Genomic DNA, 12,525 nt, shown 5'->3' with positions numbered 1-12,525 from the left:
GTCCTCAACAATCCTCCGCGTCCGTTCCTCGCCATCCTCGGCGGTGCCAAGGTCGCTGACAAGATCCAGCTCATCAACAACCTCCTCGACAAGGCCGACAAGATCATTATCGGCGGTGGCATGGCTTTCACCTTCAAGAAGGTTCTCAACAACATCGAAATCGGCTCTTCTCTGTTTGACGAAGAAGGCGCCAAGCTCGTTCCGGATCTGATGGCCAAGGCCAAGGCTGCCGGCAAGGAAATCATCCTCCCGGTCGACTACATCGCTGCCGACAAGTTCGCTGCCGACGCTGCCACGAAGGCCGTCTCTGACGCCGAAGGCATTCCGGCTGGCTGGATGGGCCTCGATGTGGGTGCCGAGTCCACCAAGCTCTTCGTTGACGCTATCAAGTCCGCCAAGACCATCGTCTGGAACGGTCCTGCCGGCGTGTTCGAATTCGAAGCCTTCGAAAAGGCTACCAAGGCCATGGCCGACGCTATCGTCGAAGCTACCGCTGCTGGCGCAATCACCGTGATCGGTGGTGGCGATACCGCTACGGCTGCCAAGAAGTACGGCGCCGACAAGAAGGTGACCCACACCTCTACGGGTGGTGGCGCTTCTCTCGAATTGCTCGAGGGAAAAGTCTTGCCTGGTGTTGCAGTGCTCACTGACAAGTAATTCAAAAATTCGTAAGGCGAGTGAAGCGCGAACGCTTGCGTTCGCATTTCCGAGCCTAGAATTTCGCGCTTGCGCAAATCGTTTTTTGAATTTAAAAGACTCCGCATTCTTTGCGGAGTTTTTTCTTTTGTCATCCTGGAGCCCTGAACGGGCGATAGGATCCATTTTTTTATATTACTTCGTATGAGAATTATTTTGTTGTGTATCGCATTGTTGATAGCACCGTGCTTGGCGCAAGAACCGAATGTGACGGCTCCTGTGGATTCGGTGGCGTATTATGATAGTTTAGCCAGTGACAATTACCAAAGGTTTCGTGCGAATGAGTCTATGTCCGAAGTTTTTTATTGGACGAGTATAGGATTGTCCGTCGCTACCCCGATTTTGGTGTTTGCCGCTAGAGGCGCCGCAGATTGCTATGGACCTGAAGGATGCCAAGACGGGAATGTTATTTTGGATGTCGCCGCGTTTACCGCTGCAATTTTATTTTTGCCTTCTTGGATTGCTTATGGTGGTTTCAGCATCGCAAAAAACAGGCGTCAGCGGGATTTCAATAATTACAATCGAAAGAAAGAGGATTGTTTAGAGCGAAGGAAACTTAACGATGCAGAATCTGTCAATTTGCAGGTGCAGGTTTTGCCTCTGTTGAACCCTCTGGACGGGCGCTACGGCGCGGCCTTGGCACTTTCATTTTAAAAACTAAGCGTCCATGATTGTCATATAACATTTTATATTATAGGCATGGCGAAGTTTTTGAGTAAGCATCTTGGTAAATTGGCTTTAATGACCGCGGCGGCGCTGTGGGCCAGTTGCAACTAACGAAACATCCGGTCTTTAAGGGTACAATAGTTTTGAATCTGAAAATCGCTGCAAGTGGCGCCGTAGAAAATGTTGACGTCAAGTCTTCTACGACGGACTATCCAGAATTTGACGCAGACATTGTAAAAGCGGTGAGTAGCTGGATGTTTCCGAAAAGCAAGGCCGGTGGAAACGTCACAATCCCGTTCACGTTCTATGTAAACGAATAAGTTGGCCTCCGCTTTGAAAAAGTGAAAAACCTCTAAATTTTCACAAGAGGATAAAAAAATTTTGCGTTTCGTTTGCTAGAAAAAAAGTTATCATTGTTGATAATGAATCGCATAATTATTTTTCTTGTATTTTGGGGAGCGCTTCTGGCTAATGCGCAGCAGCCGCCCGATCATTATTTTTCAAACGGTCCTGTAGAGTATGTCTATAGTACACCACAAGACTCTTTGGACGCATATTACTTAAAGAAGGCCGAGCGCAGCACACATATAGGGCGGCGCTATAAAGGGATGTCCACAGCATTTTTCATTGCCGGAGGAATAGGATTAGCCGTGAATATTCCCATTTTTGTTTATTCCGCACATAGGGATTATGAATACACGAAAGAACAAAAGCGCAAAGATCCCAATTACGAGCCCCCAACAGATGCGGACCCCGTTCCATTCTTTTCCTTTATAGGCGCAGGCGTGGGCGTAGGCTTTCTTGTTGCAGGCACCATATTCTATTTTACAGGTAGCAAAAAACTCCGGAATGCGGAATTCTTCAAGAAAAAAATTAGCACTTATCAAAATAACGGAGAGTCCGTCAGCCTGGAAATATTGCCGACATTCAACCCCATCCACCAAGTGTTCGGCGGAAACCTGTTATTGGAGTTTTAAGTGGTGACTATGCGTTCAATAATCATTGCGTTGTTATTGGCCTTGGCAGCCTTTGCCCAGGAGATGGATACAACTTTTTTTGTGAATGAACAGGGACAGACCTTCGGGGTTGTCCACGAGAAGGGCTCTCTCCCTGTCATGCCGACCCAGCAACAGTTGTCGGCTTACTTGCAGACCCAATCCGCTGCGCAGCCGCAATCCGCGCAGTCGCCGGCGCAAAATGCCTCTGCCTTGGGCGTTGATAGCACGGGTTATTATCAGTCTTTGATTGACCGGTATACGGAATCCGGTAAAAGTTTTCGTAAATCCGGTGGTGGCATGGTGCTTGGTGGCGGAATTTGTTTTGGAATCGGAGCGCTTGCCTTTTTGATGACGGATCAGAACTGGAGAAATCAGGATTATGCCTTCAACGATGTCGTTGAGTTTTCAAGTGCTTTCATGATGATTGGCGGAGCGGCCGTATTCACGGCGGGCTTTGTCCTTAAGGGGGTGGGGTCGGCCAAATTGCGTAGGGCAAGACGTTTCCAGGATAGGCTTGACCATTACAAGATGAAGCAGGGTTATACCCTCGAAATGCAGGTTTTGCCGCTGATTGACCCTGTGAATGGGCAATTTGGCGGGATGATGGCCATGAATTTCTAGAATCCGTAAGGGGTTCTTATTAAAATTTTTAATTTTTTGTATTTCATTTGCTAAAAAAAATATTATCTTTAGCGTCATGAAGCATATAATTTTCTTTCTAGCAATTTTTGGGGCGCTCCTGGCTAATGCTCAGGAGATGGATACAACTTTCGTTGTTAACGAACAGGGACAGACGGTCGGAATCGTCCATGAGAAGGGTACGGTTCCTGTCATGCCTGGTCAGCAGCAACAGCAGCCGAACTACGTGCAGGCTCAGCCTGTGCAGCAGGCAAACCCGGTTTTCGGCTACGACAGTACTGCCTACTACCAGTCTTTGATTGACAGGTATACGCAGTCCGGTCGTGGAATGCGCAGGGCTGGTAACGGCATGATGATTGGTGGCGGTATCGCTACTGGTGTCGGTATTGCCATGATGGTCGCTGGCTTTGCTTCGGCCGTTGACAACTGCGTCGAAGATTCTTACTACGATGATTACTGCGAAGCCGATGGCGGAGATGCCGCAATGGTGCTCGTCGGATACCTTGCCACGTTTGCTGGCGCTGCCGTGTTTACCACGGGTGCTGTCGTCAAGATTGTTGGCGGAACCAAGCTGCGCAGGGCCGAACGCTATGAAGACAAGCTCAACAGCTACAAGATGAGACAACAGTACTCCTTGCAGATGCGCGTTGTGCCGGTGGTTGACCCCATCAACAATGTCTTTGGTGGACAGCTGGCGTTCAACTTCTAAGTTCATCCGAGTACGATGAGCGAAAAGGCCATAGCTGAATTTTCTCGTAATTTTCATGCCGAACATCGCGGAAACTGCGCGATGTCGGTTGCTTATGGCTATGCGCGCGCCACGGGTAAATCCGAGGCTGAAGCGGTGGAGGCTGCCGAAATGTTCAGAAATTTCGGTGGCGGCCGTGCCCCTGAGGGAGCCTGCGGTGCGCTCTATGCTGCTAAGATGATGCAGCCCGACCATGCGGAATCATTGGAAGACTTTTTCCGGCGCGGAGCGAAAAACTGCACCAAGTGCAAGGAGATTCGCCCGAATGCCGTTATCCCGTGCAACCGCTGCGTGGAACTCGCTGGCGAAGCGCTCGATTTCTTGAACAAGTAATTTTTGCTGGTAGCTGTTTTCCCTGTATGGACAGCACCAGCTTTTTTTTGTTCCTGCTTCTTGCATAAATTTTTCTATTTTTGACGGGTCTTAACCATAAGGAAGGCTCCATGTCCGTAATCGTCGTCGACTACAATGCAGGCAACCTGACATCCGTGATGAACGCTCTCTCGCATATCGGCGTGGATGCGAAGTCCAGCCGCGATGCGGATGAAATCGCGAAAGCGACCCGCCTGATTTTCCCGGGCGTAGGTGCTGCGGCATCCGCGATGGAAACGCTTACCCGTACGGGCATCGGCGATGCCATCAAGGCGGTGGTGAAGGCGGGCAACCCGGTTCTCGGCATCTGCATCGGATGCCAGATTATCCTTGAAGAGAGCGAGGAAGACGGGGGCGTGAAGACTCTCGGTCTTATTCCCGGCAAGGCGGTGCGCTTCAAGGACGAGTCCGGCCTCAAGATTCCGCACATGGGATGGAACCAGGTGAATTTCACCCGCGAGCACCCGATTATGAAGGGAATCCGCAGCGGCTGCGACTTTTACTACGTGCATTCGTACCATCCGGTGGTGCCCGCGGAATACGCTTTTGCCGAAACGACCTACGGCTCCCAGACATTCCAGGGGCTCATCGGCAAGGATAACCTGATCGCAAGCCAGTTCCACCAGGAAAAAAGCGGCGACGTGGGCCTCGCCATGCTGAAAAATTTCTGCGATTGGAAGGTGTAAGGGGCGCCTGAAGCGTCTTTTTCCGTGTTCCCGGGCCTTGGGTCCGGGATTTTTTGTCGCTGCTTTTTTCATGGGCTGCCGTTTTTTGTGCGGATTTGAGCGTTTTTGTATCATGTTTTTCCGGATTTTTTAATCTACAACAAAAAACAACGAAATTTTTCAAAAAACGCAATTTTTGTATCTCGAAATATTGGCAAACGGGAAAAAATAAGTTATATTCATAATACAATGAAACCGATAACCGACTATGTGGATTATCGCCGCTATATGCAGGACTTCTATGATGAAAGGAAGAGGACGTCCGCGTTTACGTGGCGTGAATTTGCACGGCTGGCCGGTTTCGTTTCGCCGACGTATTTGAAGCTCGTTTGTGAGGGGAAAACGAGACTAAAGAACGATGGCGTGGAACGGACCGCATTGGCTATGAGGCTGGTGGGTTACGAAGTGGATTATTTCCGCACTATGGTCAAGTATGCCCATGTCAAGACGGACTACGAACGTAAAAAGGCGTATGACGAAATGCAGAGCATTGCTGGGGAGCACAAGGTTAAAATTGTCGACGAAGACGCCTTTGCTTATTTCGAGACCTGGAAAAATCCTGTTATTCGTGAACTTGCCCCGATTATGCCAGGGGCGAAACCTGGGGATATCGCGAAACTCTGCTGTCAGGGGGTTTCAGCAGGCGATGTTCGTGAGTCTCTAGGTTTTATGACTAAAGCCGGTCTCCTGAAGAAGGACAGGAAAGGCCGGTATACCCAGACCGATAAGGCTCTGAAAGGTGATTCTGAGGTCATGCCTGTGGCGATCCGTTCCATGCATCGTGATATGGCGAAGTTCGGCCTCGCTGCCATTGACGATTTTGCGCTGTCGGACAGAAACATTTCGGGTGTTACCATGGGCGTTGACCGAGCCGCCTATGAACAGATAGTGCAGGAACTCGAAGCTTTTCGGCGCAGAATAGTGACAATTGCAAACGCAACGAAGAAAGTTACGCAAGTATATAGGTTAAATTTGCAGTTGTTCCCTCTTTCGTGGACTGTGCCGGAGGACGAGGATGCCTGATCGCCTGAGACTGCTGTTTTGCCTGCTTCCGTTTTTGGTCGCCTCGTGTACTTTTTTTGTCGCGGGGACTACGGAAGAGACGAACGCGTTGGCGGATAACATTTCGTCGTCCAGTGAACTGTCTTCTGAAACGGATGTGAAAAGCTCAAGTTCAATTTGGCAGGGTATTCCGGACACCACCACGTACGTACCGGACTCGTCTACTACGTTGGAACCGGACGAACATAACGTGATGCTTGCTCGCTATTGGCGCCCGTATTACAACAGCGGAGTCGAAGAAAATCAGCTGGATGTGCAGATTGAGACTGACGAAGACGAAAATATTTACGTTTCGTACAAGATGGATTCTTTGACGAGCGAGTCCGATCAGGATAGTGTCGCCGTATTCGGTGTGGAAATCCGAGTCGACGAGGAAGGCGGATTCTCCGAGATAAAGACGTGGACCGGTGGCGCCTGCTATATGGTTCAGTCTGATGTTCCGCTAGTCCTGAAGATGGGCATGTCGCCGGAGAAGGAAAAGGAACTGGAATACGACCTGCCGCAGGCAACCCTTGTCGGACCGAGCGATGTCGGCAATTTGGTTATCAAGTGCGTGAGCTGGCGCTCCTTCAAACAGCAGGGATTCGGTCCTACTATTACGATAGAAGAAGCCTTCTTCGATTACATGACGACGCTCCGTTTTGAAGCGCAACTGGAGAATGGCAATCACGAAGGTTCGTTCAAGATAAGCGAAATCAGGGCCAGCGGCTCGGGCATCAGCGCGGACATCGATGGCACGCAAGTGACTGTCAACGAAGAAGAATAAAAATTACGCGGCCTCCCTTGGGAGGCCGCGAGTGTTTAAGCTTGAATGGTCGAACAGGTTTCTGTTGAATTTTATGGCAGTTCGCCGCCGATAAGTTCCATCTGCTTCTTGAAAATATCCTTGCACGCGTTCTCGCCCAAGTCGAGGAGCGTGTTGAGCATGTTGCGGTCGAAGCTCGCATGTTCGCCCGTTCCCTGCACTTCGATGAAGTTCGCCGCGTCCTGCATCACGACGTTCATGTCGACGTCGGCTGCGGAATCTTCCACATAGCAGAGGTCGCAGAGCGGCTTGCCGCCGACGACACCCACGGAGATGGCGGTAATGCCGTGCTTTAAGATCTGAGCGGTAATGCCGAGGCGTTCCTTGATTTTCTTGAGTGCGAGCGCAAGGGCCACGAAGCCGCCGATGATGCTTGCGGTACGCGTGCCGCCGTCGGCTTCGATCACGTCGCAGTCGACCACGATTGCGTTCTCGCCGAGTGCTGCCAGGTCGGCTGCGCCGCGCAGCGAGCGGCCCACCAGACGCTGGATTTCTTGCGTGCGGCCGCTCGCGCCCTTGCGCTCGCGTTCCACGCGCTTGCCCGTGCTCTGCGGGAGCAGGCTGTATTCGGCGGTAATCCATCCGGTGCCGCGTCCGGCGAGCCAGTCGGGAACCTTCGGGAGGAGGGTCGCGTTGCAGATGACGCGGGTGCGTCCCATCTCGATGAGGACGGAACCGTCGGCGCTGGAGATGAACCCGGTGGTCATCTTGAGGTTGCGGTATTCGTTGAATTTGCGGTCGGTACGTTCGTACATAATTTGGTGCGCCTCCGGCGCGATGTGAAATGTGAGGAGTGAAGTGTAGGCACCTGCGGCGTAGTTTATAGTTCTAATTTAGTTGTTAGTCGCTGGCTATTGGTCACTGGTTCATAGTTTGGCGGCGTAGCCGCGATTTTTTAAACTAATAACTAGCAACTAGTAACTAGGAACTGCCGCGATGCGGCTCTAATAACTCAACTTCTCCGTTGTGCCTTCGCGGAAGCTTCCGAGGCGGTACACGAAGTCGCAGTAGGACTGCAGTTCCTCGAGTGCCTCGATGACGGTCGCATCTTTCGGGCTTCCTTCGAAGGAAAGGTGGAAAATGTATTCCCACGGGCGGTCGGGATGCGGGCGGCTCTCGATGCGGGTGAGGTTCAGGTCGCGTTTCGCGAAACACCCGAGGGCGGCATGCAATGCGCCGGACTTTCCGGAGTCGCTCAACATGAACAGCAGCGTCGTCTTGATTTTGCCGGTTTCGGGGAGCGGGTTCGCCGTCTTCTGGATGGCGTAAAACCGGGTGAAGTTCACCCCCGGCAAGTTCTCGATGCCTTCGGCCAATATATCCAGGCCGTAGAACTTGCCGGCGTAGGCGCTCGCGATGGCGCCTACGGTTTTATCGCCGCGGCGCGCAATCTCTTCGGCGCTTCCTGCTGTATCATAGAAAGCGGTGCTTTTTATTTTCGGGTTGCGCCCGAAGAATCGGCTGCACTGCGCCAGGCCTTGCGGGTGGCTCAGCACTTCTTTCAAGTCCTCGAGTTTTGTTCCGGGCAGCGCGCACAGGCTATGCGAAATCTGGAGCTTGACTTCGCCTACGATGGGGTGGCGCCACTTGTAGAGCAAATCGTAGTTGTCGTAGATGGAACCTGCGGTGGAGTTCTCGATGGGGATTGCTCCGCCGTCTACGGCACCGGTCTCGATGCCCTGGAAAATCTGTTCGAACGTGTCCATCGGGACAACCTCGATGTCGTTTCCGAACAGGTGGTAGGCGGCGCTTTCGCTATAGGCCCCGCGACGGCCCTGAAATGCGATTTTCTTCATGATGCGAAAGATAGCAAATGGAAATCTTGTGGCTGGAGTCGAATATCCAGTCTACATGTTTCATGCTTTTTATGAGTTTTTTTTGTTTCTTTTGGGGTAAGTCAAGGTTGAAAAGAGGGCCGAGAACCGTGCGAGAACTTTTAGGGAACACTTTTTTGTTATGAAAAAAATAACTCGATATGGATTGAGGTTTTTGAAAGTAGATTTATCTTGTTTGGAATAAAAAAATAGGAGGGGACTTATGTCCTTAAAGAATGGTTTTGTTGCCATTTTACTTGCTGTTGTGGCGGCTCTTGCTGAAGGCCAGGAACAGCCGACACCATATGACTTAATACGGCCGGTATGGCCGCTTTCGTGGGACAGTACTGTATTCACGAACCGTTTTGTTGCTGGCCCTAAGCGTAATTCCCTGCCAGACATTAACACTCCGGCGGCGTATGCGCCTAACGAGTTTATTCCGGATACGTTGAACCAGGCTTTTATCGATGCTATGCTGGTGGATATTTCGCCTATACGCGTCAACCAGGCTGGTTACCGCCCGCAAGATGTCGACAAGCCGGTCTATTACGTCGGTTCGGCGACGAGTTTCCAGGTAGTCAATGCGGCTGGCGATGTCGTTGGGCAAGGGGCTTTCTCCGAAACGCTCGCCAACAGTGTTTCGTCATCCCTGACTATCAGGGCTTCGAACAACGCCCAGATAACGACGGGCGGTGACACTCGCTATACGGTCTCCGGTACTGGCCCTGCGGGGGCTCTCAAGAAGGGTCAACTCCCCGAGGGTCTGCCCGAAAATGAACGCCTCCGTATCAAGGTGGGGGACGAGTATTCGTCTACGTTTATCATCAGCGACAGGGTGTATTCCATGCTGCGCGATGCGGTGCTCAAGTTCTATGGCGTGAACCGTAGCGGCAATTCCGAATCGTGGTTCCATAAGCCTAGTCACCTGAAGGACGGTTCGCTCGCCAACGTGGACATGACGGGCGGCTGGTACGATTGTGGCGACCACCTTAAGGAAAGCCAGACGATTGCCTATAGTTTTGTCCAGCTTGCGCTTATGGATGCCGTCTATGCGGAACGTGACCAGGACAACTATGCGTTTAACCAGAGCGAAACGCAGAATACCGACGGGGTGCCGGATATTCTCAGGGAAGCGAGGTTCGGTGCCGAATATGTGTTGAAGGCCTACGATGCCGCGAACGGCGTGATTTCTGCGATGCCGGTCTCTGTTGGCAGTTTCGGCGCAGACCATGGATGGTGGGGGCCTCCCGAGGCTCAGGACGGAACTCTCCACGATAGGGGCGGGCCTACGAGCAGAATCCTGAGAAGTGATGATCATCCCGATTCAGATGCAGAGCTCTTGAGTTCTGCCGGAGGCAACTTCGCAGCAGGCTTGGCCATGTTGGCCAAGCGGTATTCCGATACGACATCCTTGATTTCTCCGGATTCTGCATTTGCGCAGAAGTGCTTGAAGGTGGCAAGGGAACTTTATGAATACGGCAAGTCAAAGAAGGGTAACGCAAGTACGATGGCTTATAGCGGTGCGACCAAGTTCTATGATGAAATGGGATTGGCCGCAATAGCGCTTTTCTATGCGACTGGCGAGAAGAAGTACCTGAACGATGCCGTGGAGGAATCTTCCATGGCGAGTGGGCAGACGAAGAAGGACTTTGCCAATGCCGACAAGAAGGGCGCTGGTATGTTCAATGGTGGATGGTTCGCTTATCAAGAGGCTTCTTTCCTTAAAGGGACTGCAGCATCCGACTGGGCTAGCCTTTTCACGAGTGCTCTTTATGCCTTCTATAAACTGATTCTGGAAACCCGCGAAAAGGCTGAATCCTATGGCCTTTCGGACGAACAGAGGATGATTTACGTCGAGGATGTCGCCTTTACCATGGCGGCAAATCTTGGTGCTGTCATGTCGGGTGGATCACAAATAATTCTGCTTCCTTCGGGGCAAGCCAGTTGGGTCGGGGCCACGGTGACTTACGATCCGGTTTGGGGATTGACAAACTCCGTAAATCCTGAACAGTGGTGGACAAAATACGAAGCCTCCAACATCTTTGAACTGTTGGCGTATTACGACGTAACAAAGGACTTGGAAAATGTATCCATGCCCCAGACAGGGACTTTCCAGGATTGGAAATCGGAAGAAATCTTAAATCTCGCTGTTTCGCACATGAACTATTTCCTCGGCATGAACCCGTGGGATGTATCTCTTGTGTATGGCGTGGGGGACAAGAACCATTCGCACCCGCATCACCGCGGTTCCAACCCAGAAGGAAAGAATGTTGCCGGAATTACGGATACGTACAAGTACCGCCCGCCGGTGGGTGGCTTGGGCCCGGCAAAGCATGGGTCGGGAATGGATGACCTGACTGTTCATTTCGATGACTATCACCTGACGGAAAACACCTGTATCGATGCCGTTTCCAACTTTTTGCCGGCTACGGTCATTCTTTCTAAATCAGAAGACCTCAATCGCGCACCGTCGATGAAGGTGGAAATCCGTCACGTGAGCATGGACTCGGCTATCGTTGTCGTGAAACTCGACCTGAACGGATATGCCTATATTGCGCTTGATACTGCGGACAACGTTGCACAACCTACGATTGTTTCTTCCGAGACTCTGTCTAACAATCACCAGATTGTATTGCGCGACCTGTTGCCGGGAACGACTTACTATTTCTATGCGACGTCGACGAACCCGAGAAGCGGAAATACCTCGAAAAAATGGCTAGTGGATAGCCTGCAGGTTCCGTTCAGCTTTACGACTCTCAATATGGTCGAGAATGCGGACATCCAGAATGTTACGGTTTGCAACCTGAGCGCGGACAGTGCCGAAATCATGTGGTACACCCCGAATGGCGAATACGAATCCAAGGTGTACTGGGATACGGTTCCGCATACGAATCCGAACGAATTTGCCCACAATACCGGAGCGGGCAATGCGGATGTTTCCGGCGTGCCGACCAAGTTCCATTATGTAAAGATTGGTGGGCTTAAGGAAAGGACCACATACTACTATGCGGTGGAAAGTAACGGTGTCTATACGAATACCGATTCCTCTGGCAACAATATGTTGAAGTTTACGACACCAGTGATGCAGTATAAATTTGCGGTTCGCATGTCCCAGTACGTGTGGTCCCCGATGCCTGCGCTGGAAATCAATGTCATCAATAACGAGGAACGCCCGTTTGACAGCCTGACCCTTCGCCTTTATATGCGCGGTACCGATGATATCTATTACGATGTCGGAATCAGGCGCGATATTTGCCAGGCCTACAATGAAGCCGCTTTTAATTTGTCCTGCTCTCCCGAAACCCAGGCTGAATTGGACGGGCTTTTCCGTCTGACTTTCCCGAAGAAGATTGAGGACACCTACGACCCGACGGACGGTACGTGGCAATGGTATTTCCCGATTCCGCTTGGCTCGACCGTCATCAAGTCATCGAGCCGCATGAGAATCGACGTGATGTTCGACAGGCGTAGCGAATGGGAACCGCATCTGGACCTGATGAACGATACGCCCAAGAAGCGGTTCTACTGTAACGATAACGGAACATGGGAATCTCAGGCAGGCGATCACTTGCCGCAGAATCCGGGTGACTGGAGCTGGATGCCGCACAGCAAGGCCAACGGCGACTATGCTGATTTTGCAGGTATCCCGTGCCTGCCCAAGAATTTTGGCGACGAAGACCTTGCTCCTATAAATCCCTACGTTTCCGTTTACCGCAAGGACGAATTCGTATGGGGGTATAGCCCGTCTAAGTCGGAAATGTCGACCAAGAAGGCCGACTACCAGCTTGAAGTTACTTTGGATGCTCCGTTCAATGTGTCTAACGGTAGTTACGTAGAAATCGACCAGCCGAGCAGCACTGTGTTCGTGAAGGGCCACGCCCACATCACCGAGGGCGGCTACATCACGAAGATCTGGGCCAACGGCACGCAGCTCCCGCTGGAGCGCGTGGTGGTCGACAACGCGACCTACATGGGCTACAACGGCATGGTCGTCGCCCAG

Annotated in this window: 13 protein-coding genes; 11 read left to right on the top strand and 2 right to left on the bottom strand. The window is 51.7% G+C overall.

What is annotated here, in order from left to right:
* From pgk to IK012_RS00020, 10 genes are all read left to right on the top strand, one after another.
* Positions 1-657: phosphoglycerate kinase (pgk, locus tag IK012_RS00065; protein WP_290949045.1), on the top strand; the 657-nt coding region annotated here is incomplete at its 5' end.
* 183 nt (positions 658-840) lie between these two features.
* Complete coding sequence (locus tag IK012_RS00060) at positions 841-1,350, top strand: hypothetical protein (protein WP_290949043.1); 510 nt, start codon at positions 841-843, stop codon at positions 1,348-1,350.
* Positions 1,351-1,454: 104 nt separating this feature from the next.
* A complete protein-coding gene (locus IK012_RS00055; protein WP_290949040.1) occupies positions 1,455-1,682 on the top strand; it encodes a TonB family protein in 228 nt (75 codons plus the stop codon).
* Positions 1,683-1,754: 72 nt separating this feature from the next.
* The gene (locus IK012_RS00050; protein WP_290949037.1) at positions 1,755-2,339 is read left to right on the top strand and encodes a hypothetical protein; all 585 of its coding nucleotides are present in this window, start codon (positions 1,755-1,757) and stop codon (positions 2,337-2,339) included.
* Positions 2,340-2,348: 9 nt separating this feature from the next.
* A complete protein-coding gene (locus IK012_RS00045) occupies positions 2,349-2,981 on the top strand; it encodes a hypothetical protein (RefSeq protein WP_290949034.1) in 633 nt (210 codons plus the stop codon).
* 76 nt (positions 2,982-3,057) lie between these two features.
* Complete coding sequence (locus IK012_RS00040; RefSeq protein ID WP_290949031.1) at positions 3,058-3,708, top strand: hypothetical protein; 651 nt, start codon at positions 3,058-3,060, stop codon at positions 3,706-3,708.
* Positions 3,709-3,789: 81 nt separating this feature from the next.
* Positions 3,790-4,080, top strand: a complete 291-nt coding sequence (locus tag IK012_RS00035) for a hypothetical protein (protein WP_290949028.1) — start codon at positions 3,790-3,792, stop codon at positions 4,078-4,080.
* Between the two features lie 110 nt (positions 4,081-4,190).
* Positions 4,191-4,805, top strand: coding sequence for an imidazole glycerol phosphate synthase subunit HisH (hisH, locus tag IK012_RS00030; protein WP_290949024.1), 615 nt, complete (start codon positions 4,191-4,193; stop codon positions 4,803-4,805).
* Positions 4,806-5,033: 228 nt separating this feature from the next.
* A complete protein-coding gene (locus IK012_RS00025) occupies positions 5,034-5,867 on the top strand; it encodes a TIGR02147 family protein (protein WP_290949021.1) in 834 nt (277 codons plus the stop codon).
* Positions 5,860-6,672: a hypothetical protein gene (locus IK012_RS00020; protein ID WP_290949017.1), complete on the top strand. Its 813-nt coding sequence runs from the start codon at positions 5,860-5,862 to the stop codon at positions 6,670-6,672. The genes IK012_RS00025 and IK012_RS00020 overlap by 8 nt, the downstream gene beginning before the upstream one ends.
* A gap of 71 nt (positions 6,673-6,743) precedes the next feature.
* Here IK012_RS00020 and rph read toward each other — a convergent pair whose 3' ends face one another.
* Positions 6,744-7,466, bottom strand: coding sequence for a ribonuclease PH (rph, locus tag IK012_RS00015; RefSeq protein ID WP_290949014.1), 723 nt, complete (start codon positions 7,464-7,466; stop codon positions 6,744-6,746).
* Positions 7,467-7,655: 189 nt separating this feature from the next.
* Positions 7,656-8,507, bottom strand: coding sequence for a prephenate dehydratase (locus tag IK012_RS00010; protein WP_290949011.1), 852 nt, complete (start codon positions 8,505-8,507; stop codon positions 7,656-7,658).
* Between the two features lie 241 nt (positions 8,508-8,748).
* Here IK012_RS00010 and IK012_RS00005 point away from each other — a divergent pair.
* On the top strand, positions 8,749-12,525 hold a 3,777-nt coding region (locus IK012_RS00005), incomplete at its 3' end, for a glycoside hydrolase family 9 protein (protein WP_290949008.1).

Source organism: Fibrobacter sp., from assembly GCF_017551775.1.
Classification (GTDB): Bacteria; Fibrobacterota; Fibrobacteria; order Fibrobacterales; family Fibrobacteraceae; genus Fibrobacter.
Note: the sequence above shows the minus strand (reverse complement) of the source record. Positions and strands in the feature narration are given on the sequence as shown.